Annotated in this window: 25 protein-coding genes and 2 riboswitches; of the genes, 4 read left to right on the top strand and 21 right to left on the bottom strand. The window is 27.4% G+C overall.

Annotated features, from left to right (window positions below):
* Positions 1–3: 3 nt before the first annotated feature.
* From HBE96_RS06750 to HBE96_RS06715, 8 genes are all read right to left on the bottom strand, one after another.
* Positions 4–3387: an ATP-binding protein gene (locus HBE96_RS06750; RefSeq protein WP_169296994.1), complete on the bottom strand. Its 3384-nt coding sequence runs from the start codon at positions 3385–3387 to the stop codon at positions 4–6.
* 253 nt (positions 3388–3640) lie between these two features.
* Positions 3641–4474: an energy-coupling factor ABC transporter ATP-binding protein gene (locus HBE96_RS06745; RefSeq protein ID WP_169296993.1), complete on the bottom strand. Its 834-nt coding sequence runs from the start codon at positions 4472–4474 to the stop codon at positions 3641–3643.
* On the bottom strand, positions 4474–5262 hold the full coding sequence (cbiQ, locus tag HBE96_RS06740) for a cobalt ECF transporter T component CbiQ (protein WP_169296992.1): 789 nt from the start codon (positions 5260–5262) through the stop codon (positions 4474–4476). The genes HBE96_RS06745 and cbiQ overlap by 1 nt, the downstream gene beginning before the upstream one ends.
* Positions 5259–5576: an energy-coupling factor ABC transporter substrate-binding protein gene (locus tag HBE96_RS06735; RefSeq protein ID WP_169296991.1), complete on the bottom strand. Its 318-nt coding sequence runs from the start codon at positions 5574–5576 to the stop codon at positions 5259–5261. Before HBE96_RS06735 ends, cbiQ begins: the two co-directional genes overlap by 4 nt.
* Before the next feature lie 4 nt (positions 5577–5580).
* Entirely contained in the window at positions 5581–6321 is a 741-nt protein-coding gene (locus HBE96_RS06730; RefSeq protein WP_169296990.1) for an energy-coupling factor ABC transporter permease, read from the bottom strand.
* A gap of 252 nt (positions 6322–6573) precedes the next feature.
* Positions 6574–6756: riboswitch (cobalamin riboswitch) on the bottom strand.
* Between the two features lie 69 nt (positions 6757–6825).
* Entirely contained in the window at positions 6826–7449 is a 624-nt protein-coding gene (locus HBE96_RS06725) for an MtnX-like HAD-IB family phosphatase (RefSeq protein ID WP_169296989.1), read from the bottom strand.
* A gap of 261 nt (positions 7450–7710) precedes the next feature.
* Positions 7711–8502: a folate family ECF transporter S component gene (locus HBE96_RS06720; RefSeq protein ID WP_169296988.1), complete on the bottom strand. Its 792-nt coding sequence runs from the start codon at positions 8500–8502 to the stop codon at positions 7711–7713.
* A 131-nt stretch (positions 8503–8633) separates the two neighbouring features.
* Positions 8634–8729: riboswitch (THF riboswitch) on the bottom strand.
* Positions 8730–8838: 109 nt separating this feature from the next.
* A complete protein-coding gene (locus HBE96_RS06715) occupies positions 8839–9777 on the bottom strand; it encodes a hypothetical protein (RefSeq protein ID WP_169296987.1) in 939 nt (312 codons plus the stop codon).
* 288 nt (positions 9778–10065) lie between these two features.
* On the opposite strand from HBE96_RS06715, the gene HBE96_RS06710 reads away from it, so the two are divergent.
* The 4 genes from HBE96_RS06710 (at position 10066) to HBE96_RS06695 (ending at position 13604) form a co-directional block, all read left to right on the top strand.
* Entirely contained in the window at positions 10066–10485 is a 420-nt protein-coding gene (locus tag HBE96_RS06710; RefSeq protein WP_169296986.1) for a HutP family protein, read from the top strand.
* Positions 10486–10925: 440 nt separating this feature from the next.
* A complete protein-coding gene (locus tag HBE96_RS06705) occupies positions 10926–11933 on the top strand; it encodes an ABC transporter substrate-binding protein (RefSeq protein WP_169296985.1) in 1008 nt (335 codons plus the stop codon).
* Positions 11933–12847 carry an ABC transporter permease gene (locus tag HBE96_RS06700; protein WP_169296984.1) on the top strand — a complete coding sequence of 305 codons (915 nt, stop codon included), beginning with the start codon at positions 11933–11935 and terminating at the stop codon, positions 12845–12847. The genes HBE96_RS06705 and HBE96_RS06700 overlap by 1 nt, the downstream gene beginning before the upstream one ends.
* Positions 12810–13604: an ABC transporter ATP-binding protein gene (locus HBE96_RS06695; RefSeq protein WP_169296983.1), complete on the top strand. Its 795-nt coding sequence runs from the start codon at positions 12810–12812 to the stop codon at positions 13602–13604. The genes HBE96_RS06700 and HBE96_RS06695 overlap by 38 nt, the downstream gene beginning before the upstream one ends.
* Positions 13605–13798: 194 nt before the next feature.
* On the opposite strand, the gene HBE96_RS06690 is transcribed toward HBE96_RS06695, so the two are convergent.
* The 13 genes from HBE96_RS06690 to HBE96_RS06630 form a co-directional block, all read right to left on the bottom strand.
* Positions 13799–14260, bottom strand: coding sequence for a hypothetical protein (locus tag HBE96_RS06690; protein ID WP_169296982.1), 462 nt, complete (start codon positions 14258–14260; stop codon positions 13799–13801).
* A 276-nt stretch (positions 14261–14536) separates the two neighbouring features.
* Entirely contained in the window at positions 14537–15307 is a 771-nt protein-coding gene (locus tag HBE96_RS06685; protein WP_169296981.1) for an N-acetylmuramoyl-L-alanine amidase, read from the bottom strand.
* A gap of 11 nt (positions 15308–15318) precedes the next feature.
* Entirely contained in the window at positions 15319–15534 is a 216-nt protein-coding gene (locus HBE96_RS06680; RefSeq protein ID WP_169296980.1) for a BhlA/UviB family holin-like peptide, read from the bottom strand.
* 234 nt (positions 15535–15768) lie between these two features.
* Positions 15769–17547 (bottom strand): SGNH/GDSL hydrolase family protein, encoded by a 1779-nt coding sequence (locus HBE96_RS06675; RefSeq protein WP_169296979.1) that lies wholly within the window; start codon positions 17545–17547, stop codon positions 15769–15771.
* Positions 17548–17690: 143 nt separating this feature from the next.
* A complete protein-coding gene (locus HBE96_RS06670; RefSeq protein ID WP_169296978.1) occupies positions 17691–18014 on the bottom strand; it encodes a hypothetical protein in 324 nt (107 codons plus the stop codon).
* 1 nt (position 18015) lies between these two features.
* Positions 18016–18273 (bottom strand): hypothetical protein, encoded by a 258-nt coding sequence (locus HBE96_RS06665; RefSeq protein WP_169296977.1) that lies wholly within the window; start codon positions 18271–18273, stop codon positions 18016–18018.
* 21 nt (positions 18274–18294) lie between these two features.
* Positions 18295–18954, bottom strand: a complete 660-nt coding sequence (locus HBE96_RS06660) for a hypothetical protein (protein WP_169296976.1) — start codon at positions 18952–18954, stop codon at positions 18295–18297.
* A gap of 24 nt (positions 18955–18978) precedes the next feature.
* The gene (locus HBE96_RS06655) at positions 18979–20526 is read right to left on the bottom strand and encodes a hypothetical protein (RefSeq protein WP_169296975.1); all 1548 of its coding nucleotides are present in this window, start codon (positions 20524–20526) and stop codon (positions 18979–18981) included.
* Positions 20527–20560: 34 nt separating this feature from the next.
* Entirely contained in the window at positions 20561–21985 is a 1425-nt protein-coding gene (locus HBE96_RS06650; RefSeq protein ID WP_243186848.1) for a signal peptidase II, read from the bottom strand.
* An 11-nt stretch (positions 21986–21996) separates the two neighbouring features.
* Positions 21997–22992 carry a hypothetical protein gene (locus HBE96_RS06645; RefSeq protein ID WP_169296974.1) on the bottom strand — a complete coding sequence of 332 codons (996 nt, stop codon included), beginning with the start codon at positions 22990–22992 and terminating at the stop codon, positions 21997–21999.
* Between the two features lie 11 nt (positions 22993–23003).
* A complete protein-coding gene (locus HBE96_RS06640; RefSeq protein ID WP_169296973.1) occupies positions 23004–23249 on the bottom strand; it encodes a hypothetical protein in 246 nt (81 codons plus the stop codon).
* A 21-nt stretch (positions 23250–23270) separates the two neighbouring features.
* Positions 23271–25430 (bottom strand): hypothetical protein, encoded by a 2160-nt coding sequence (locus HBE96_RS06635; protein ID WP_169296972.1) that lies wholly within the window; start codon positions 25428–25430, stop codon positions 23271–23273.
* Positions 25431–25439: 9 nt separating this feature from the next.
* Positions 25440–26984 carry a hypothetical protein gene (locus HBE96_RS06630; RefSeq protein ID WP_206154849.1) on the bottom strand — a complete coding sequence of 515 codons (1545 nt, stop codon included), beginning with the start codon at positions 26982–26984 and terminating at the stop codon, positions 25440–25442.
* Positions 26985–26987 lie beyond the last annotated feature (3 nt).

The following is a 26987-nucleotide window of genomic DNA, read 5'->3' as shown; positions in this document are numbered from 1 at the left end:
AACTTACCTATCATATATATCTGAAAACTCGATTTTAATTCTTTCTACATATTTAGAAAATTCTTTAGTTTCTTGACCTTCTGTATAAGTATTATCATCTTTTTTGGATACAACCGCTGGAAGTTCAACAATAAACTCACTACCTTCGCCTAAAACACTTCTAACATATATTTTTCCTTTCATCACTTCAACCAATGATTTTACTAAAGCTAATCCTATTCCACTGCCTTCCCGTTTTTTTGATAGAGATGTATCCACCTGTGAAAATCTATCAAAAATGCTATCCAACCTGTCTTCAGGAATTCCTATACCTGTATCTTTAACCAAAAGCTTGATTTTATCTCCTAAATCATAAACATTTACAAATATACTTCCACCTTTTCCTGTAAATTTAATAGCATTAGAAAGTAAATTAAGTACAATTCTTTCAATTTTGTCCTCATCAAAGGATATATACTTTTCCTCAACTTCTGTATCAAAAACTAATTCTATTCCCTGCGCTTCAATGTAGCTTGCAGCAGATAAAGTTATTTCTTCTATTACACTTATTATGTTTCCATTGGTAAATTGAAGAGATAAATATCCTCCCTCTACCTTTGTAGTATCGATTAAATTATTTATTAGTCTCAAAAGCCTTAAAGTGTTTTGACTCATAATATTAAGATACTTATCTATATCATATTTTTTATTTAACCTACTTGTGTTTATAGATTGAATTAACTGTATGGTACTCCATATAACATTTAATGGAGTTCTTAATTCATGAGACATATTAGCAAAAAATTCTGTTCTTACTTTATCATTTTCCAATGCTTCAAAAAGCATTTTTTTATTTTCTTCAAAGTCTTCATTTAATTCTTCAACCTGTTTTGTAGTACTTGCCACTTGGCCCTGAAGGTTAAGTACCTCGTTAACTAAATGTTTTAAATCTATTAAGGTTTTTACTCTAGCTAAAAGCTCAGATTTTTCAAAAGGCTTCCTTAAATAATCGTTAGCCCCATTTTTAAACGACAATACTAAACTTTCTGTACGATTATCTGAAGTCGCAATTAAAATAGGAAGCTCCAGTAAAGAATACTTTTCCCTTAGCATACTACATATTTCCCATCCAATCATATCTGGAAGCATTATATCCAAAATTATAAGATCTATTTCTTTATCATTATAAGCTATATTAAGTGCCTCTTTACCATTCGCAGCAGTAATAACAACATACTTTTCATCTGATAAAAAATGTTTTAATACTTTTATATTTATACTTTCATCATCTACAATAAGAATTTTTCCATTACTCTTATATTGTTCTAACTTTTCATTATAATCTTCTTTATGATTATAATTTTCCTCATAATTATAACTTTCTTTTTTATCTATAAAGGAAGTTATTTCATTTTGTTCTTTTATATTCATATATATTTTAGGTAAACTAAAAGTAAATTTACTGCCTCCTCCCAACGTAGACTCCACTTTTATTTCACCACCGTGAAGCTGAACTAACCTCTTAGTTACATATAATCCTAATCCAGCACCTCCGTACTTTTTATTTATACCATCACTTTGAATGTAAGGGTCAAAAATACTGAAAAAATCCTGCTTATCTATTCCTATTCCTGTATCTTTAATAACAACAAAAATATAATCATTGTTACTAAAAGCATATATTTCTATTTCACCTTCATTTGTAAATTTTACTGCATTACCTATTAAATTGTATAAAATTTGCTGAATTCTATTTTCATCACCATACACATAAGGAATATCTTCTTCAATTGTATTTAATATTTTAACTGTTGTATTGTCCATAAATGATTTAAAAGACTTTGTAACCATACTTATAAGTTGTTTTATATCTACAGGTTTCATTTTTAAATCTATATCATCGTTTTTAAGCTTAGAAAAATCTAATATATCATTCACTAGATTGGATAAACGTTTAGCGCTCTCCTTAATTAAAATTAAAGTTTCTTTTTGGTCATTATCCAGCTTCTTTAAATTACAATCTATAAGACTTTGGGAGAGTCCTACAATTCCATTTAATGGTGTCTTTAATTCATGTGAGGTAGTTGCTAAAAAATCATCCTTCAGTTTATCAACTGCTTTAAGCTTATCCGTCATTTCTTCTACTTTTGAAAAAACAAGTGAAAATTTATCAGATGACGCATAAAATTGAGCAAGAATAAAAATAAGAATACCTATTGGTGCATATGATCCTGTATTGATTACCGAATATTCATATAAAATATCATTAATTCTAGTTCCAAGAAGAATAACCATAGCAATAACTATAACTTCATAATTACATTTTTTAATGATATCCATATAAATCATTTTACTTATAACATATAAAATAAGAAAATCTGATATTATTTCAATAGGTAATATTAAATTAACATAATATATAGGAGGTGTTATTAATATAATGAATAAATACAATATACCTAAAGCATTTGAAAATTTAAGCACTTTTCTACTTATTAGTTCAGTATAAAAACTACTCATAAAAATTATAAGTGCTGGTATATACAAAAAGAAAGTCCATAAAAGCAACTTTACATTAATAACATAATTCATATTAGGAAATACCCAATAAATAAGTCTTTGACCTACCAACATAGTTCTGAGACAAATTAAAGCACATACTATGGCAAAATATAAAGGTGCTTTGTCTTTTTTTCTTCTCATAAATAAAATAAAATTATACAAGCCAGCTACTAAAGTGGTTCCAAATAAAAATAAATCAAAGCCTACCTTTTCGGCTCTATTTTCACTAAGTTGTGATTCACTGCCAAGTAAAATACTGTCAATTTGCGGCACACCGTACTGAAAATTACTGCTTTGAAGTAATATTTCAAATTCATTTGTGCTGTTATAAAAAGCACCTAAATTTACAGCAAGCTTTGGGTTAGCTTCATTTTTAAATTTACCTACTTTGCCACATTCTATAACTGCATTATCATTAATCCAGATCTTATGCGCTGTTTGTATAAATTCCGTTTTTACAGCATATAACTGCTCTTTATTATTAACAAGTACTTTTAGCCTATAAGTTGCATACCCCTGAGGCATTAATTTTTTATTTTTATAGTTATAATTTTTAAAACTTCCTGGAATATTAATTAACCCTGTTTTTTTTGCATCTTTCTTATTCTTAAAATTCTCAGGTGTCAGCAGTTGATCATAATAAAATTCCCACTGCCCATCTAGTTTAACTACTCCCTGTTTTTTAAAATCCCAGTTTCTTAAATCCAATATTCCGTCTCTAGCTATAGGCTTTTTATTTAACACTTCTCTATTTTTATTAATAAAAGTTAACGTAAGTGCACATCCTACAGCTAATAATATAATAAAAAAAATCACCCTACGAATAACTAACTTACTAATTTTCATAAAATTCTCCTCGTTTTATAATAAACAACTCCAGTTTACATTAAATGCAAATAATTTTAATCTTATATAAACATCTTATCAAAATTTGAAGAATTTTTCTATATTTTAATGGCATTTAAACTCGAAATTTGAAATTTACTTATGCATTGGTAAAAAATTTGAAAATATAAATAGAATATTGTTAGTAAAAAATTACTGTAGGTAGTAAATATTTTAACACGCTAAAAACTAAAAAATGCTTAGTGCTACAGCACTAAGCATTTATTAGTTGAAAAAGTTCTTGTTTATTTCTTGGTATAGTCTCTGTAGATTTTACTTTTCCACTTTTAATTAAATTTTCAAAAGTCTCAAGAATCAAAGGCTTTTGAAGATAACACTCATTTATAAGTTTATCATCTGAGAAAATTTCGTAAGGAGTACCTTCCTTAACTATTTCTCCATCCTTCATAACAAAAATATAATCTGACCAGGAATAAGCAATTTCCACATCATGAGTTGAAAGTATTACAGTAATCCCTTTTTCATTAATATCATCAAATATATCAATAATTTGACTGGAGTGTTTTGGATCAAGACTTGAAGTAGGTTCATCAAACACTATTACTTCAGGATTCATAACAAGTATATCGGCAATTGACACTCTTTTCTTTTGTCCATAACTTAAAAAATGTACAGCCTTTTCTCTATAATCATACATACCTATATTTTTTAGAGCTTCATCAACTCTTCTTCTAACTTCAGTTTCTTCAAGTTTTAAATTCATAGCTCCAAAAGAAACCTCCTGATACACACTAGCAGAAAAAAGTTGATTTTCAGGATCTTGAAACACTATTCCTATATTTTTTCTTAGTTCTAATAAAGATTTTTGATTATATTTTACGGCATTACCTTTATATATTAGACTCCCACCACTTGGCTTTAATACCCCATTAAAATTTAGAAACAATGTAGATTTCCCTGAACCGTTTACACCAATAAAAGATATCTTTTTTCCTTTTTCTATTTTTATATTTACACTTTTTAAAGCTTTAGTACCATCTGGATATTTAAAGCTTAAATCTTTTGTTTCGAGTATGTATTCTCTCATTAAATGACGCCTCCAAAAATGTTCTTACTTAGACTTATAGCTACTAATATTGCTTCTATAATTACTATAATAAATATGTTTTTATATGAAATCTTAAACTTATCTTCTATTAAATTTATTTCTCCGTCATAGCATCTAGATTCCATTGCAGTATAAATATCCTGTGATCTTTTATATGAACTTATAAACAATGAAGTAACCAATTTTCCCAAAGAACTATATGCTGTATTAATTCTTGAATATCCAAGCCTTGAATTTTGTGATATAAAAATCATATTAGCTGTATCTAAAAGTACAAAAATAAACCTGTATACAAGTCCCATTAGTTCTACAAATAACTTAGGCGCTTTGAGTTTTCTAAGCACAGTTAAAATTTCAAACACAGGAGTTGTTAATGCTAAAAAGTATAAACACGAAACCGAAGCCAGTGCTTTAAAAAATATTTTTGAAGCCATAAAAATACTTTCCTTTGTACAGCCAAGTTTAACACTAAATATAGAAAAACTAAATATTACTTCTCTACTATTTCCAACAGTATTTATTGCTATTGTAACGATTCCAATAACTAAGAAAACTAAAGGAATCAAAATCAATTCCCCATAAGATTTAGCTGGTATTTTCCCTTTAAAAACAGTTACAGCAGCCATAAATAATATTACTAATATGGAATACACTATGTTATTTAGAGATATACATAATATCATAGTTAAAATAGAAAATATAAACTTTTCCATAGGATTCGCTTTTCTAAGCTCAGATATATAAGCTAATTTATCTATAGAAATCATTTTTTGCCACTTCCACCCTTTTTAGACTTACCTTTCAAATATCCTAAATAATAACATACAACCCCTGAACCAATAGCAGCCTGTAGTGCAAATAAAAGGCTTTCTATTTCACTACTTGGTGGTTGCCAAATTGGTGAAGCCCACTGTTTATAATTTGGTTTAATTTGTGTAATTGCTTTTTCTGCTTGATCATCAGACCCTGCAAATTCAGCATTTTTTAAGAATAACAAAGGAATTACAGCAATTACTATTACTAAAAAGGCTAATATCATATTCTTTTTTAATAAACTATTGTTTTTAGTTCGTATATTCATATATCTAAGCCTCCTTTGCTATAACATTTAATTCTATAAGTTCTTCTTTATTATAATTATTTAAAATATTAAAAACTATCACTGTTAATATTCCTTCACTTATTGCTAATGGAATTTGTGTTACAGCAAATATGCCCATAAACTTTATTACAGACGCTGTAATTCCACCTGACACATCTGGAAATGCTAATCCAAGTTGAATAGCAGTTGTAACATAAGTCATTAAATCTCCCATCATTGCTGCAGAAAATACTGCTATAGAATGCGATACATTTAATTTTTTTAACAACTTGTACAAAAAATATGATACTAATGGTCCAACTACTGCCATAGAAAATGTATTAGCCCCTAAAGTTGTTAATCCTCCATGTGCGAGAAGCAAAGCTTGGAAAATAAGAACTATAAGACCTAAAACACTCATAACCGTAGGTCCAAAAAGTATAGCTCCAAGACCTACTCCTGTTGGATGTGAACAACTTCCTGTCACTGATGGTATTTTTAAAGCAGAAAGTACAAAAGCAAAAGCTCCTGCCATAGCTATTAACATCTTGGTTTTAGGATTCAATTTTATTTTTTCCTTTATGGAAAATAGTCCAACTACTACAAAAGGTATACATATAACTCCCCAGGCAATACACCACTTTGGCGGAAGAAACCCTTCCATAATATGCATTGCAAATACATTTTTAGGGATACATAACATTGCAATAAAAATTCCTAAAGAAATTTGGTACTTTTTTGACATGATTACACCCCTCTTATTCTATAGATAACTATAATATTTAAAATAATAATGGCTATGTTAATGCTAATAATGCTGATAAATCTTAATAAAATTCTGTTGTTTCAAAAATAAAAGGAACTTCTTTTGGAAGTTCCTATAATCAACTCTGAAAGCACTCACACCGTTATATCAAATAGATCAACTATTATAATTAAGTTGTAATAATATATAAAATAACAGTTTTTATAAAATTTTCTTTCCCTCCGAAAGATTGCAGCAAATAGTATGTAGGCAGGTCTCCTGACTCACGGGTCTTCCGCCTTCTTCCTTCCCAGGTAAAAAATAGTACCCAGTGGATTTAGAATTTGTCGCCGTATACAGTAGCGGGGGCTGTAGTGGATTTTCACCACTTTCCCTTTTAATTAACATTATAAACCTAACACTTTATTATTTAATTTTACAATTAAAATTGTACATTATTTTTCAAATTATGTCAATGTGGCTGCTAATATATAAATTATGAATTTATATATATTTCATTATATCAAAAAAATTATTAAAATTATAATAAGATATTTTTTCTTTCTCACAATATTCTTTTAAAAATGACTTTGCAAAAATTACATCTGCATTTTTAGATGCACATATGTCTGAATGTCCATCACCAATATAATAAACTTTATAACCCTTACTTTTAAAATCATCTACTATATCCCTCTTACAGTTTCCACAAAATGCACATTCTTTTGATGAATTTAAAAAAGATAATTTCCATCCTTCATTATATTTTGCACTATTACAAATAACTTTTAGATTTTCAAGCCCATATCTTTTTAATATTTCACTTATATAAACATCATATCCATCAGAAGCTATAACCATCTCGTAAGAATTTTTCTTCATTTCTTCTATGAATTCAATAAATCCTTTATTTATATCAAACTTTTTAACAAAGTCTTTTATGTAATTATCATCATATTTAATTAAATCCCACTGCATTTTGCCGCACTTTTCTGTTCCTATTTTTTTATCTACCCACAAGTCTCCTACTTCCTTCCAGCCTTCATTTGCCAGTTCCTTTATTATAGAAAAACCTACATCCTGTACTGTTATAGTTCCATCAAAATCAACAACAAAAGCTTTTTTCAATTTAGTTCCTCCTTAATTTACAACGACTTTAATTCTAAATTTCAATTTAATATAAAACCATTCATATTAAAAAAAGAAATAACAGGTAAAATATACAGAATCAATAAATCTTATTTAGTGGAAATTTCTTTCTCCCACTAAGTAAGATGAATTACCTATAGAAGCAGCTACCGTTATATCACACTTTAATAAAACTCGGAACATTACAGCAACCATCCATCTGATAAACAATATATTTACAGGTTATTTCTTTCATATACATTATATTTTTTTAGGCACTCTGCCTTCAAAAGCACTGTAAGAGTACATAAGTACGGATATGGCATAAGAATTTATAATAGTCATAATTAATGTCTCTACTATTCTCGGAATCCATAATATCATAAACCCTTTAGCTGCAAGAGCTGGTGTAAACATCAATATAAAATAGGTATTTATAGTGGATACTATAACTCCAGATATACCTACAGAAATAACTAATTTAAAGAAATTATTATAAACATAACTATAATTATTATTATTATGTTTATTTATTATATTATTTATTATAAGAAGAGTAAATCCTATAACTCCACTTAATATAAGTCCAACACCAACATACTGAGCTTTCTTACCCATAAGCATAAGCATTTTTCCCAAATAAGAATTATGCATAGTTAGAATTACTATAGTGTTAAAGACTCCCACTAAAGTTAGTAAACTAAAGAAAATAACATAATATTTTTTCAAATTTTCTATTGGAATATTTCTTATTTTCTTCCAAATTACAGCTGGTAAAAAACCTGCTAAAATATTAGTTAAAGTGAATACTGGTATATATGCTCCCATAGGCATTACAATTGTTCCTAATATATCCACCATGCCGCCTGCTATTGCCCCATACAGCGGACCAAAAAGCAAACCGGGAAGTACATAAAAAATTGCACCGAAGCTTATCCTCATAGTAAGAACACCACCAGCAGTAATCATTATAGAAAATGACCTCAAAACTACCGCTATACTAATACATAAAGCTGTTGTTACAAGAAACTTTGTATTCATTTTACTTTTCATTTTACTTTCTCCTATACAAATATTAATGAAATGTATACGTTTTATTCTTTTAAGCACAACACCTCTTTTCTCTTTAATGCGTGTCACATTAAAGAGAAAAGAGGTATAAAAATACAAAATCCCTTTAATGTAACAGTGGAAGCAATATTGTATCATAAGCTTGTATGCTTTTCGTTTAGAGACAACCTCCCATTCTCTAACACTTGATGCACAATATTTACTCTGCTACTTTAATTATAATTATACAAAATTTGGATAAGTATGTCTATATATTTTGGTAAATATTTTATTCTATTATTCAAAATATTTTCTAAATAAGTGCTATTTATACAAAAATCACCAACTGCTACCTGCTTTCTTTACCCCTTCTATAAGCTCATTGCATTTATCTACATCACTTTGATTTCCAAACATTATCTTATTATTAACAATTTTATAACTCCCCTGTTTTGATTCCATGAATTCAAGATATTTGTCCATTTTTTCTCTTAGTACTTTCTTTTCATTAATATCTTTTATACTCTTATCATATTTTTCTTTTCTCCAAAAATTAAATTCATTTATCAGATTTTTTTCAAATATAGTATTTTCACTTTTAAACTCCGACATCTTTTTATCAAAATTTACTTTGTTACTATTTATATCAGATTCATATTTAGCAAGCGCCTTATTTAATTCACTTAAACTATTTCTAAATTCTTTAATTTTATCTTCACTTCTTAAAACATTATTAGAAATAATATGATTTTTTGAAGTATTTTCCTTAAGCTCACTATTGAAAGTTTTACTAATAGAATAACTTTTATTAGCCTCTTCCTTTACAATTGCAACCAAAGAATTCAGCTTACCATAATCATCTTTTTCTTTATTTTTCAATAATATAGGATTATCATTTACTTTACTTTCACATAATGCCATTATATATTTCCCTGCTGCTAATTCTTTAGAGTTTTCCTTTACGGCATTTGTAAAATTACACAATGAAATAAAGAGAAGTATAGAAGAAAATGTAAGTAATCCAACCTTTTTCTTACCTTTAAAAAATATTTTATTTCTTATAACATATACCACTAGGGTTAATAAATAAACTATAATAGCATTATGAATAAATATCATAAAGTTATTATTAGAACCTTCTCTTCGCTGAGTAACTGTAGGGTATAACATTAAAGTTCCTATTAAAATCAAAGCAATTGATAAAATCCTGGATATGATCTTTTTTCCATTTTCCTTTTTAGTGTTAACTGTCTCTTGTTCATTAGTATTTTGTTCCAATTTTTTGCCTCCTAAACTTTTTATTAATTAAAAGTCAAAAGTTGCTTATGCCTTCTGACTTTAAAATCCTCATAATTTACTGGTTAAACTTACCTTGACTATAAAGTATCGTGTTTTTTGCTAAAATCTGTACATCCCTAATCTCTTTCTTTAATGAAAACAACACCTCTTTGTTCTATACTTTTTTCCATAATTATGATATACTTCATATGAAAATTAGTAAATTGATTTTCGTATTTTGGTTTATTTTGTGAAACTTAATTAACTTAAAAGGAGGATGATATATTCATGGATCACAAAAGTACAATTGTAGCAAAAGCCTCTATAAAAATGGCAATATCCTCAAGAGAAAATGAAGATAAACTTATAGAAGCCTATAAGAGTAAAGGAATGTTAGTTACTGCAGTAGATATTGGTGGTGACTTTTCTAAATTTACTACAAAGGTTATTGAAAGAGCTCTAGTAGCTTCAAAAAGAAGTGGACTTATAAAAGATTGTCATGTACATGATGGAGCTGTGGCTGGTGCTACTAAAGATGCTTTATGCGAACTTGCACCTAAAGCTACCGGATTAAACGTAGGTGGAAAAATAGGTATAGCTAGATCTGGTGAGCATTTAAGTGTATGTATATTTTTAAGTATAGGTCTTCTTCATTTAAATGAAGTTACTATAGGCCTTGCCCATCGTTCTATACCCGATATCTATTAAAACATATTCCAAAATAACCAGTCAACTATTAGTTTATTTTAAATTATGCTATATCAGTTTAATCTACTTTATTGTGTGACATAAAATATTCACCATATCTTTGACTTGTTATTTTCTTTCATATGGCTAATTGAAATTTTTCATCTAGTCACTTATTATTTTTATCATTAAATGAGAATATTAGGAATTTCACATTATTTATTGACATTTAATATGATTTACTATATTATTGTTTCTAACGTATCTTATTTTAGTTTTTAGAATGAATTTTTCTAAAAATATTTGTAGCAAATTAAAACCTAAATGTGTATTATAAACAGTATGTTTTGTAGCATTAAGTAGTATGGTAGTAGCATAGTAGAATTTAAGATTAATTAAGCTATCTTTAAATTTAAAATAGCTTTTATTTTTATAACTTAATATTTTAGGAGGATGGTAGTATGGTAGCGAAAAAATTATTGTGTGCAACTTGCGCACTATTTCTAGGTATCTCTGTTTTTACAGGATGCTCTTCAAACAATAGCCAAAATGAAAACAAATCTAACAAGGTGGTAAACATTGGAATAAGTCAACTTGTAGAACATCCAGCTTTAGACTCAACTCGTAAGGGCTTTATAGATGCTCTTAGTTCTAAAGGATACAAGGATGGAGATAAAATCAAAATAGATTTTCAAAACGCACAAGGTGATATACCAACAGCTCAAACCATCGCAAGCAATTTCGTTTCAAACAAAAAAGATTTAATACTGGCAATAGCAACCCCTGCAGCTCAAGCAGCTTATAATAGTACAAAGGATATTCCTATACTTATAACTGCTGTAACTGATCCCGTTAAATCTGGACTTACAAAATCTATGGATAAGCCAGGTACAAATGTTACAGGTACCAGTGATGCGTTACCTATGGACAAACAATTTGAATTGATAAAAAAATTATCACCTAACTGTAAAAAAATAGGTGTATTATATAATACCAGTGAAGCAAATTCAGAATTTCAAGTAAAACTTGCTAAAGAGCAAGCTGGAAAAATGAATTTAGAAATAGTTCCTGTGGGAATTACTAGTTCTAATGAAATAGCTCAAGCTTTAAGCACTTTACTTTCTAAAGTTGATGTTTTATATACACCAACAGATAACTTAGTGGCATCATCTATGTCCATTATAAGTTCAAAATGTATTGAAAAGAAAATACCTATAATAGGTGCTGAAAAAGCTCATGTAGAAGCTGGAGCTCTTGCCACTGAAGGTATAGATTACTACAAACTTGGTTTCCAAACAGGACTTATGGCGGTAGATATTATAAATGGTAAAAAAACTGCTGATATGCCTGTACAAACTTTAAAGGAAACAAAACTTACAATAAATGAAAATACCGCTCAAAAACTTGGTATCACTATCCCAGATGATTTAAAATCAAAAGCAGAAATAGTTAAAGGTGGTGCTAAGTAATGGATGGGTTCATTATAAATATATTAGAACAAGGTTTTATATTCTCAATAATGGCTATTGGAGTTTATATAACTTATAAAATATTGGATTTTCCAGATCTATCAGTGGACGGAACCTTTGCTTTAGGGGCGGCAGTTACTGCCACCTCCCTACTAAAAGGTATAAATCCTTTTATGTCCTTAATTTTAGCTTTTATAGTAGGTTGCTTGGCAGGAGGAGTTACTGGACTTCTTCATGTTAAACTTAAAATAACTAACCTGCTTTCAGGTATTTTAGTGATGATAGGTCTTTATTCTATAAATTTAAGAATAATGGGTAAAGCGAATATTCCATTATTCGCACAAAGTACTATTTTTTCTAGCAGCATTTCTCCAGTAATTATAATTTTTATATTTGCTATTTTAACTAAAATTGCATTAGATTTATTTTTAAAAACTAAACTTGGTTTTGTATTAAAAGCCACAGGGGACAACCCTCAAATGGTGACTTCTTTAGGCATTGACATAGGAACTATTAAAATAGTAGGTCTTATGCTTTCAAACGGTTTAGTTGCAGTATCAGGTTCTATGATGGCTCAATATCAGAGATTTTCTGATGTAGGTATGGGCACTGGAATTATAGTAATGGGTTTGGCTTCAGTTATACTTGGAGAATCTGTTTTTAAAAAAGCTCACTTTTTACTCCCAACAACCACTGCAATTTTAGGATCAATATTATACAAAACTAGTTTATCTCTTGCTTTAAAGTTAGGCTTACCTCCAACAGATTTAAAGCTTATAACCTGCATAATTGTTATTATGGCTTTATCTTTAAATGGCAAAAAGTTAAATTTAGGCTTTAAAGCTTTAAAAAGCTTTACTTCAGGAGGTGTAAAAATTGCTTCAAATAAAAAATCTGCAAAAAGTTTTCAATAAAGATACAGTAAATGAAAAAACAGTATTTAAAAATTTAAACTTTCATATAAATAAGGGAGATTTTATTACTATTGTAGGAAGTAATGGAGCTGGTAAATCCTCACTTTTAAATTTGGTATCTGGTTCACTATTACCAGATGGTGGTTCTATTAATTTAAATGGAATGGATATTTCTAATCTTCCTGAACATAAAAGGACAAAATTTATTGGCAGGGTATTTCAGAATCCTGCTTTAGGTACTTCTCCTTCTATGACCATATTAGAAAATTTGTCCATGGCTTATAATAAAGGTAAAAAATTTGGACTAAGCTCTGGTGTTTCCAAAAAAAATATAGTTTTTTTTAAAGAGATATTATCTAATCTTTCTTTAGGGCTTGAAAATAACCTAAATACAAAGGTTGGCTTATTATCTGGTGGTCAAAGGCAGGCTTTATCTCTGCTTATATCCACCATATCGAATCCTGATTTATTATTATTAGATGAGCACACTGCAGCCTTAGATCCAAAAACATCTGAAAATATAATAGAATTAACTAAAAAAACTGTAGCTGAAAAAAATATAACCACCCTTATGATAACACATAATTTAAATCACGCTATAGATATAGGAAATAGACTGATAATGCTTCACGGTGGAGAAATAATTTTAGATATAAGTGGTGAAGAAAAGAAATCTCTAACTATAACTAAACTTTTGGATTTGTTCAACAATAAGAAGTGTGAAGATTTTATAAGTGATGAATTAGCTCTTTCTTAAAACTTTTAAGGTCTACAAAGGAATTAAGGAGTCTTATGTTATTAAATAGCATAAGGCTCTTTATCTTTAATATTTACTATATATTTAGTTAGTGATAACAATAGCTTAGCTAGCTGTATTATAATTTACTTAATGAAAAAATATCACTTGTGAAGGTAAAACAATCAAATTAGTTAAACCTAATACAAATGATATTATACTGGTGTTTGAACAGTATTTACTTCAGTAGCTATAACATTTTCTTGTAACTTATTAATACTCAATACATCTTCAACATCTTTAGTTTCATCAAATGCAGGAGCTAAAAGTTCTGCATCTTTAATTTCACTATTTACCCTTCCACAAATGGATTCTCTAAAGTGATCTAATTCTTCTTGAGATATCCCTGGTATTTTTTGAATTAACAGCTTATCAAATTCTTTTCTCTTTTGCTCTCCTGCCTGCCCTATAAATTTAAATTGCTGCTCTACTATATAATAAATATCTTTAGCAATTTTATAATTCTCATCATATTTATCTATACCTAATTGTTTTATAAGAACCTGCCTTTTCTTTTTGAGATAAGTAACTCCTACCGCTATGCCATAAGAAGCTAAAGCTCCTAAAATACTTATTACTCCCTGTGAGATTATACTTGCTACTTCATTTCCTAACATGTCATTTTCCTCCTGTATTTTTAATAATTTAAAAAATAGGTATTTTATTAACTTCATGAACATAAGTGTCTCCTGGGATGCCTTTTTTCCCATTAACCCCACCTACAATTTTTTACTTGTAATATTTTCTCAAACCTAAAAATCATTTTTTTACAAGGCTTGGTGGTATACTTTTTGCTCAAAAATAGAAAATTCCCATATAAAAAGTAAAGTTCTCATCTTATCCTTTAATTGATAAAATGAGAATTTAGAAAAGATTTCTGACAAAGCTCTCCACTAACCAGATATTCTTTTACTTCCACCATGTCCATTATTGTCATTCCAACAAACTGAAATCTCACCTTTTTTCATAACAAAATAGTTTCCTCTATCTAAATGTATACCAATTCCTCCATCAGTACGTGGTTCAATATATGCTTTAGTTCCTGGTACTTGGAATACTCCCTCAGGAATAGTTTCCGGATACTTTGATACTGTTTGAATTTTTACTGGTGCTGCCACTGTAATTTGTGTTTGACTTGATACTGTTTGTCCAGTAATTCCTTTTACTATAGCTGTTGCCAACTTTTCTGGATCATATTTATCACAATCACTCTTTGTATCACAAAAAAAAGGTTCTATTAATATAGAAGTCATATTGGTATATTTAAGCACATATAGTCCGCTTCTTAATTGGCTTCCTCTATTTCTAAAACCTAAAGCATTAGAGATCTCACTACATATTCTATCTGCATAGAATTTTCCCGAATCACTTATATATTCAACTTCACAACCATTAGCTTTATCTGTTTCATAAGCGTTTACATGAAAACTTAAATGAATGGATGAACCTATAGAATTAGCCTTATTAACTCTATAGGCAAGACTCTGACCTAAAGATAATGCAGGGCTTGCTGATGGTGTACAATCATAACAAGTATGTCCTAAACTCTGCAATTTTTCAATTACTAAAACACCATATTGTCTGCAATCATATTCCTCATTCCTGTACCCTTCCGCCCCTCTGTCTTCACCTATCCCATGTCCAAAATCATAAGTTATTATCATAAATTCATCTCCTATTTAAATATCTTGTCTTTAACTTCTTTAATGTCTTCCTTAATACCATTTAGTCCTTTTTCTATACATTCAAACTTATCTGTAAGTTTTGATATAATGTCTTGGTACTTCTCTTCTCTCTTTGAATTTTCTTTTAATACAAAAAATAGCAGTGCTACAAAAAGTGCTGCCCATAATCCCTGCTGCAGTGCAAGCTTAAATACTTCATTTTCCATATTACGTCTCCTGCAAATAAGGCATCTTCAAAAAAATAACAAGTCCATATGCTATTCTATTTTTTGTAATACTTACTACGTCCACAGAACCCTTAGATAGCTTAAGCTTCTGCGGAACCTGTATCCTTGTCTTACCCAAAATATTTGTCGCATATTGGACCTGTTATTTTCTTTCAGATGCCTAATATATTATATTTGTATTTTGTTTTTAAATGACTTTTTAATAATTATCTATTATAAATTACACAATACATCAATATAAACAATAGCATAATCATTGCCATCTGCCTCTGGTACTTTAACAAAATTTGCAAATGTTCCTGATCCTAATATTTTTCCGTTAGTATAATAATCTATTATAGGTTCTTCCTTTATATCCATAAAAACTTTAATACTCATTTCACTAATTTCTATATAAATACCTGTTTCTACAATACTTTTGGAACTTACACCTATATCTACTGATGCTATTTCCATATAATCTTCAATATTATCAATTTCTAGTTTTTCTCTTTTGTATGTGCATAATTCTAAAACAGTATCCTTTAAATTTAAAAATATCCCACTATTTACAGTATCAAAAATAGGTATTATTAAATCTTTGTAATCTTCTATATTGGTATCTAATTTTAACTTAAATAAAACATTATTGTTAAAATAATTTTTATAACTATATGGAATTACACTATTTTTACTCTCAACCCCATCTAGTTTCTGAATAAAAGATATTTTAGAACTACAATTTGGTACTTCTTTTTTAATATAAAATCCTACTGCTGAAACTTTATTGTTATTTCCTGTATATAATTGCATTGTATTAAGTCCAAACTTCAAACTATATTTTTTAATTAATCTATACATAAGAGCTTCTTCAAAATAATACTGCTTGAATGTGTCTTGTAAAACTAATTTCTTATCATTTATTACTACATAAGGTTTTTTCTCATCGCTCAAACATAAATTCGTTTCATGATCTTTACCAGAATTAATTTGTACCGTATATACATTCATGTCATTTTCCATATTAAATATTATAAAATCTTGTGCTAATATATTATGTTTATTTCCTTTATCATAATAAGCATAACTTTTAAAATTGTAATTGTTATACCATAAATTTAACAAATTATTTTCATAGGATATTTTATCACTTGGTATACTGCTCTTAATATTTTGAGAACTAAAATCTAATATTAAAGGTTTATCATTATTTATCATAATAACCCTTGGACAAAAATGAGCAAATATAACTTCACTTTCAAATTTATGTCCTGAATCAATAAAATGAAGATTATCAGGTATTATATCCTTTAGTTTATATAACTTATTGTTAGCTAAAAATTTTTCTGTATAATAATTTAAGTCTATCAAATCTATACCATATTTTTTAGCAAGTTCTTTTTTTACTCTATTAGCCACAGAGTTTATATTTTCACTAGTACGATATGGATATAAATTGTAATCTATAGTTCCTGGTTCTATAGTTGCTTGAGTAGTTAATAAAAATGGCTGTATGTCTTTTGAATAACACCATTTTATTATATTCTCTATATCCCCTCTAAACTTTTCTTTATAGTCCTTTGTAGAAACCTTTCCAATTCTATCATTGATACCAAATCCTATACCAACCATCTTTACATCTGAATATATGCCACTAAATATAGCATCTATGTTTTTATATCCCCATTGGGCTATTTGTCCACTAAATCCAGCATTATATATACGTGCAATTTTAGAATTGGTATGTTTTCTTATTAAATCCTGAAGATAAGTAGTAAAAACATTAGGTGGTTCATGATCTGTACCTATAGAATTACCAATCCATCCAGTAGTATTGTATCCATCATAAGTACTATCCCCAAAAAAAGCTACAGGAAACTTTTCTCCATTTTCCCAAGCCACCCATGCATCTTGAAATGTTATTTTATTTTCAATCATATTTACTCTATTCTCACTATTATTTGTTTCTAAGAATTTCATTTTATTAAATATGTTTTTAGCTGCATTTTTCAAAGTTATGACTTCCTTTCTATTATTTATGTTTACATATATAATGTATACGTTCTCCATTATGTTCATATAGTATTTTAATATTTAAAAGTATAAAATAAATAAAAAAGACTATCTCTAGTCCATGGTTAAGCTTCATGATATTATTATATTTTATCTTTTAACATCATAATTTCAAATTCACTTTCCAACAAATCAATTGGTTTATACTCATTGCAATTATAAATCATCCTGCAATCTTTCTTTTCTGAATTATCAGTATAGGCAAGTAGTTTAACATCTTTTAAATCTCCAAATTTATTTATCAATAAATTCTTTGTAATTATTGCCACATCATTAAATCCATTATTTTTAAAATTATTTTCATCTAGTATTTGAGAAGAAGATTGTATTATATTAGTTTTATTTAAGGTATATAAAATGTTACTTTTATCTTGTATTAAATATTTTGTTGTTATTATCTCTTCCATATTACTCCACCCTGCTTATACTTAAAAAATCATTAGGAAAATCAATAGAAAAATATTTACCACTACCAATATTGCCTCTATCTATTCCTAAGTCAGTATTCTTATCTTGTCTTTTAGTTAGTACACTTAAATCATCTGTTCCATATTTTTTAAACCAATCTTGTAATTGAGTATCATCTTTAGGTTGTCCTAACTGTTTATAGAATTCTGACTTTGTGGATATATAATTATCATTTTGTTTTATTAAATAATAAATCATTATTACTTTGTTTCTCCTTCCTTATAATTGCCTAGGTAATTGAGGTACTATTATTAAACCTGATATTATAGTTCCATTATTTAACTGAATACTTATCAAAAAGTTACCTGAAATCATTGGTGTTCCCTTTAAACAATTTTTATCAAATATCATTCCTTGTGGTAATCCTTCTATATTTTTTATTGTATTTTCTTCAAAGTCCATATCGTATTCAATATAAGAATATTTTTGTGCTACAATTTTAAAATCTTTCATTTCATTTTTAATATCTTTTTCATTAATTTTTAATATATCTCCATTATGATAAGGTATATAATATTTTACTGTTATAATATTATCTTTAATTATTAGTTTATTTCTAGAAACTTTATGAATATACTTAGTAATTGATTGTTCTTTATCTGCATTTATTTTTAAATATTTTAGAATACCTTTGCTATCTTTACCACTAACATAACAAGTTGATTTATTAAAAACACTTTTTAAATTATATCTCTTTTTATTCAATACATAAGTTGAGTTTTCTTTTTTATCTTTATTATTAATTAATAGAAATGATTTAGGTATTTGAACCTTATTTTTTATTATAATGCTACTATAACTTTGTATTATCTTGTTTTTTTCTTTTTCTTTTACAAAAATGCTTTTACTAAATTCACAGTTTTTACTATTTACAAACATACCAATTCATCTCACTTCTTGTTTTTAAGGTACTTCCTCAGCATCTATTGTAATTGCACCATCACCTTTTATTACAATTGGAATCTCTTTTTTACCTATTTCTGATATTGTATCAATAATATTATTTTTCCCATTACTTAAGAATACAGCATTACCATTTATAGTGAATTGCAGTTTTGCAGCTGTATTTTCATTTAAATAATTTTTAGCTGCTACAGTTATATGTGTACTTATATCTTTTCCTTCATAACTATAGTCTTGTAATTCATACTCAATATTAACATGTATTGGTACATATGGAGAATATACTTCTACTTCATTTAATCCATTAATAATCCATATATTTTCTGATAAGTCAGCTCCTATATGATATGGTTTATTAGCTAATGTATTTGTAATAACAAACTTTTCTTTTTCAAAATTTATGAAATAGCATTCTGTATCTGAAGCTGCTGCTAAAAATGTGTTATTTCTAACTCCTATAAATCCTCTAAGACAACTATTTATTTGTAAGAAATTTTTATAAGTTATATCTTTTGTAATTCCATCAATTTCAAAAGTATATATGCCATAGTAAGGAAAATTATTTGGAGTTGAGGCAAACCTCTCATAAACTGCTATATTTAAATAAGATTTATTATTGATTGTAGTTATAAAAGGTTCATAATGTATATGAGCAGAATTAGTTAATATTGGTTTTGTTATTGAATCTTCTATATCTCCTGTGTCGTAAACTTTTTCAGTACAAATATTTTTTATATCACTTTGTGTTATATCAAAATGATATTTAATTATTTTTATTTTATGTGAAGTTAAATCTTGAAATGTTGAGAATACACTAAAATCCGTATCTGAGCTTGATACTAACTCTGAATAACAGGTACTATAGTAATTTTTATCATTTCTTTCAATAACAGGAATTTTTTCTATACTTCCTATTATTTTATTATATCTTTTTATATAATGGTATCCTACACCACTTGTTTGTCCATAATATATAAAAGTATCAGTTTCTTTTATTGGACTTGACCAAGAATTACTACCTAAATCATCTATAACAGAAAAAGTTAATGAATTCTTTTCTATTTTAAATAAACAATCTTTATAGCTTGAGTCATAATAACGACAATTCCCTAAACAATATAAATATCTTTTATCTTGTCCTATATACGATCTTAATTTTAAAAAAAGAATATAACTGTTATCAAGATGAGCATAACTTACTTCCTTCAAGACATTAATTCTACCGTCATATTCTTTTATCTTTAAAAGATATCCATAAGCATTCCCCTCTTCAAAAGTTGTAAATATATAACTTATAGTTGGATCATATCTATCATTTGCGATAATATTTCCTGTTGATTTATTATGATTTATTCCTCCTTGGTTTAATATAAGTCTTTGATTCATACCCAAGTCAAGGTAATTTCCATACATATGAAACATTTGTAATGGTTTTGGAGTCATTGTTTTCTTATCATAGTACATACCATTTATTATATAACCTAATGGTGTTTCAACTACTTTTTGTATCATTCCATTTATATATTCTGAATTAAGGATTTTTGCCATGAAAAATTCCTCCTTTTTACTAATTTTATTATCTTTAACAAACTGTCATATAAAGATTTGCATCAAATTGCCCTTTTATAAATACTTTTAAATTAGGACTTATTCCTAATATATATTTTTGCGTGTTTTGAGGTAATATAAAAACATCTAAGATTGTAATATTATTATCTGTTATTACTAAATGTAATTGATTTTCCGGTTTAATATCCGTTTCTTTATCCACACTATCAATATTATTTTTGATAGTAAATTCACTATTTGAAATTGCATGATATTTATTTGAAACAAAAATATCTTTAATATCAGTTAATAAATTTACACCCTTAAAACATTCTTTTGTCCAATGATTTTCATATATACTCAAACCTTCATTATCTTCTTGATAATTAATCTTTATATCCCCACTAAATTTTACATACACCTGTAATAATGTATTGCTTGCATATATTACATCAAAGGTATCTTCTTTTGCTTGTATCCACTTACCTTCACCATCATATTTTAAATCTAAATTATCTATTTCTTCTATATCTTGTGGAGTATCCATGGCCAACAAGTAGGCAAATCTTATCTTTTTAGTAGTAATCAATTCATTCCAAAAAACGTCATTAATTTTATTGAATTCATCTATATCCATACCTTTAACTCTAACACTTTCAGTATCTAAATTAACATTTATCCACTTTTCACCTTTAAATGTCTTCCATATAGTGCCTCCATCCACACTGCAAACTACCTTTAAGTTTTTACTATTTGCAGTTAATTTAAAATAGTCTATATGTTCTACATTAGAAAGATTCATATCTCCAGTTGGTATTAATAATCTATCATATGGTATTGCTATTACTTTCAAATTTTCAGTTACTCCATGTTCAAAAGTGCTAAACTCTTCAACTCTTTTAAAATCAGATTTTTCAAAATGAACACTATATTCTATTTTAGTTTCTAATTCTCTTTCAACCTGAAACTTATAATTATGCTCAGTTTTTAAGTGTGCCTTGCCATCAAAAACTACCATATTGTCTTGTATAAAATCATTAGCTTCTCCACTAATAAACTCGTTTTTTGTTACTATAATATCTTGAGTACCTAAATTATACTTAAGAATATTCACTGACGGCACCTTAAAATCTGTTGTATTAATAGGAATGTTGACTATTTCAGGCTTTTCAGGGCTACCCACTATGCCCGTTTTAGATATTTGTCTTAATCCAGTTACAATAATTTGTCCAGCTTCAATTGCATCTATAGTAATAAACTTTCTTTTACTTTCTGAATAAGCTAATAATTGATTATTCTTTTTATTTACTACATCTACATCTTCAAGTTCCTCAAATTTAGTTATTCTTTTATTAATCATTTCTCTATATATTTTTTCACTGGTCCAACCTGTTCTATTAGAAATTACGCTATCATCTAAAAGTACATCATTTAATGTTACATTAAAAAATTCACTCATATAGTCACCACCTACCCATTTATAACAAGTTGAAAATCTCTAACACAAAAATTATAATTGTTTGGATTTTTAGTTATCTTTATAAATACATCTTTGCTTTGTCCTTGTAATAAATCTAAACTTATTGTATTTAAATATGTTACACCATCTAAACTTAGTTGTATTAAATCATCACTTATAGTTTCTATTCCTAGTTTCAATTCCTTATAATCTATAGAATCTACATTTTTAATGGTTATACTTTCCTGTAAATCCTTTAATGTAGTTGGAATTGTGCTAGTTACTACTGAACCATTATAAATTATTTCTAATTCATATTGACTAAAAACATATACATCACCATAGATTAAATTCAATAAGTCAGATCTATATATTTGATTTCCATTGCTATCTTTAAAAATAAAATATCCTTGAATGTTACCATCTAAAAATACTTTACATTCTAAATCATCATCAAAAGTTCTACTTTTCAGAAGATTATTATTTAAATCATATAGTTCACAAACAACATTTTCAGGAAAATTTTGTATTGTTACATACGGATTAGAATAAATTTTATAGTTATCTAAAATAAACTCATCTTTATTATATTTTTCAAATCCTTGTTTAGTAATTATATCTGTAAAATTCATGCCACCTATATTGGTATAATTAATACCATCATCGCTTATATAAGCCTGTATATAGTTATCTTGTTTAATTATCTTCCAAAATTTATGTTGTTCATCTTGTTTTTTATCTTTTATTCCAAAAGTATAATGATCGTTACCCAAATAAATTATTGAATAATCATCTTCATCTATAGAATTAAAATTTTCTTTCTCTAGTTCCATAACAAATTCATCATATTTAAATTTTCTTTCAATTTTATTATTAGAAATTAACTTTAATTTACCTGTACTTATATCCCTTGTAACACTACTTTCTCCAGCAAAATCACTAAAAGAAGAGGTCAAGAAAAAATTCTCAACCTCTAATAAGCCATCTTTAACTTTTATAAGTTTCATAGACTCACATCCTATACTTGTGGTGTAATAACCATATCAATTGGAACTACTTCACACATCATTACTCTATTTATACTAGTATACATACCTCCATTACTTAATAATTCTTTAACTTCGCTTTGTGCTTCTAAAAATGATGATGTTTGTTTTTTTATCTGCCATCCACAATCGCCTGAATGAAATACTATCCATTCTTTTTGTCTTGGCTGATTAAACGTTGTATTAGGTTGTGATATTGCTTTATAATTTACTGACATTAATATCAATTCCTTTCTATTTTATTTTTTAGGAGTACCTTCTGTTGATTTTTTATCTAGTCTTTTAGTTTCAATATTTAAATGCCGCTTACATTTTACTTTATCTAATCTTATTAAAATATCGTCGCTTGGGTTATCATCTAAATTGTGTTGCGCTCTCCAATAATCCATTCTACTTACATCATGCCATATAGGGACTATATTAAAATGATGATTTTTCATATATCCTATTAAATTTGAAAGCAGTTGACCTGCATATTTAAGTCCTCTAAATCTACCTCTTTCTTTTGCATAATCACAATTAAAAAATACTTTTTCAGCTTCCCACCTGATCCATCTATAAGCTCTATTATAATGTTCCTTAGCATTTAGTTTACTTAATCGATCTATAGTTGTATCTAAGTTAAGCCAGTTGTCCAATGCCTCCATAATAAACCACATAGCCTCCTGTCCTGTACAATAGCATAATTGGCTAGCCCAGTGATGTACTATTAAAGCTACAAAATTGACCATCTCTATCATTATATTTATGGCCATAGGTATTTCATATACACCTCTAATCCTGTCATCATGCTTTATATAAGGATTTATATTTATTGAATTTGGATGAGCCTTATAAATTTTAGGTAAATACTCATATGGAATTATGTCTTTATTCTTAATAAAATATTGAACTTTCATATTTTCAATCATTCTATTTATTAGTTTTAAACATGCCTGTTCGTACTCTAAGCTAGATCTAAAGTTATTTTTATCTGGATAACTTATTCTTATATATCCTAATCCAGGACTGCCTAACAATGGGTGTTCTAAATAGTCATAATCCAATGGCAATATTTTTTCATCTACCTCTGTACCTGGAGATATAATCCACCAGCGTTTTGTTATTTTAAAGTGTTCCTTATCATAAGTTTTATGTATACCAATAGATTCTTTTTTAACAATACTCTTATATATATTTATAACTACTGGTGTTACACATTCTTTTCTAATAATACTCTTGCATCTATTTATAACTACTGGTACTGCAGATTCTCTTTTTAATGTGTTAAGACAACATTTATTAATATTTGCTGCAGCGCCTTTTTTCACAAATTTATTTTCAAATAAATCTATAAATTTTATTGTTTTGCTTTCTATAAATTTTAATTTAAACTTATCTATATTTTTTATTGATTTATTTTTCAATAATTTATGTTTATCCATTTTATTTATGCTAACTAAATTTAACCTGTTTAAAAACTTTAGCTTTGGTAACTTATACATTTTTTTAACATTAAGTTTATGATATAACATTACTTTTGGAACTTTTATAATCCTGTTATATTTACAAATTTTCATTAAATAACTTGAATTTTTATATATTTTGTGTACTTTAAAAACTTTGTTGAACTTTATTCTATTGTACTTTTCCAATTTTCTATTACTATAATTTTTAAGAAGTTGCACCATATTTTTATCTACATAATTTATACCTTGTTGATTTAACAAAACTTTGTTTTCAATGTTGTCAATTTTTATCAACCTATAACATTTTAGAATCTTAAATTTAGACTTAGAAAGTTCTCTTGAATGCTTAAATTTTAAATTATTTTGAGCCTTAACTTTATATAAAAATTGTATGGTGTTTTTTAATAATTTATTTTGAGGACTATTTATAAAATCAATATCTTCTCTTAGAAGGTTCTTTACAACATCTGCTCTATTAATTTTTATTCTTTCTTTGTTTATATCTAATAATTCTTTAAAATTATTTGTACATATTTTATTTATAGTATATATGTTCATTAACTTCGCTGAATAGTTAACATGTATTCTTTTTTCAAGTAGATCTTTTAATTGAAAATTTATATTAGTCCTAAGCTTACTATTAATAACACTTACTGAAGAATTTAATTCTTTTTTATAAAGTTCTGTAAATAGTATTCTAAATATTGTTTTTTTAGATTTACATATATATTTCTTATGTCTTCTAAGAAGTTTTCTACGAGTTTTTGATAATAATTTTTCTTGAAATTTTAATAATTTAAGCATGCTTTCTTTAAATATATCTTCTGGCACTTCTCGCAAAAGCTTAGTTTTATTATTTTTAGCCATATACTCTTTACTTTCATATTTAAATTTAGCTGATTCACAAGGAATATTTTCTGTATACTTAAAAGTACACAGTAAAATTTTCATGATTCCCTCCTAGTTTGTATCTGATTTAGGTATTCTAATAGCTATGCAATATAAAACATTAGGTCCATTAGTAAAAAGTGAATATGGTGCATTAATTTTAAACTTTCGGTACCATTCTTCTACTCCATCTGCTTCATAAACAAGTCTATCTGTATCATTTATAGCTGTTGCATCTCCTACCATTACATTTTGTAATATTCCTCTTTCCATATCTACAGGATGAACCACAGTTATATTATCAAATGTATGCTTGTTCATATTCCACCTACTACCGTTAAAATTACATTTATCCATCCATTGATTTGTAGTATAATGTGCTGCATAATGAGGTTGATAAGGCATACCAATTTTATTACCTACCATTACAAAATCTGTTATTCCTGTTCCTGTCCTTGAACCAAATTTAGGAATATATTGTGGTTCTAAATCTGAAGAAGTGCACACTCCAAAATTATAAACATCATCTGTATATGCTCCATCACGAACAGGTTTTAATGCGCCTATATGTGCCCAGCTTGTAAGGTAATTGTTATAAGGATAATTATCAGCAGATGGATCTCCTCTTAGAACTATATTTATACTATCCTTATTCTGAGTTATCCAAAATTGAAGTGGCAGCCAATCCCCTATACTTGAATCTAAATTTCTATACCATGCAAATCTTGCTGGTAATGAACTTTTATCTTCAACTAAATCCTTTATTGTTATCTGTTGTTGTTTACCATTTTCATTTTGCATAACTTGTTTGTCCTCAATTTCAGTACCTATACTAATACTTATGTTGTTTCTATTATCCATTCCAGCTTTAAGTCTCGCTAATTGCTGCATTTCTAAATCTGTAAGTTCTATTGATTGTCTATAGCTTGCAAGTGATGATCTATCAGAATTGCTTAATAAATCAGGCATTAAATATTCTTTCAATAAGATAATAACTATGCTATCACTATAAAACTTTCTATCTTTTTTTAATTTTGTCCATTCATTTATTTCACTTGAAGTAAGTTCATGAGCTTCTTTAAATACTTGATATTGATTTTGTTCACTTGTATTTAATGCAATACCATTTAAATACTTATAAATTAATGTAATTTCTGCATCATCAGTAATATTTCTCACAGTTCTAACAAATTGTGTAAAAGTATTTTCATCATCTGTTCTCATTCCTGATTCTTTCTTAAGTACATTAGATTCACTATAATATGAATTATTAATGTAACCTGTAATTTTACCAATATCTAAACTTCCAATATATCTCTTCATAAGATTATATTGTTCTGTGGTCAATGGTTTTGAATTATTATATTTATCTATTAATTTTTGTTCATTACCTGTGGGAATTGTTGCAGCACTTCTTTCAAACTTAGTATAAAATACTTTATCACAATAAAGATTTTTAGTTGAAATTAAAGCATAATCTTTTATAGCATCTGTATTATTGGGGTAAACCAAAGACCATGCATATGTTCCTGCTTTTTGAGTTATCTCCTTTATTATAGATTTAATTATATCTTTTACAGAGGAGTTTCCCTCTACATAATAAAAATCATCAGACATGAT

The organism is Clostridium muellerianum (assembly GCF_012926525.1).
Lineage (GTDB): Bacteria > Bacillota > Clostridia > Clostridiales > Clostridiaceae > Clostridium_AM > Clostridium_AM muellerianum.
Note: the sequence above shows the minus strand (reverse complement) of the source record. Positions and strands in the feature narration are given on the sequence as shown.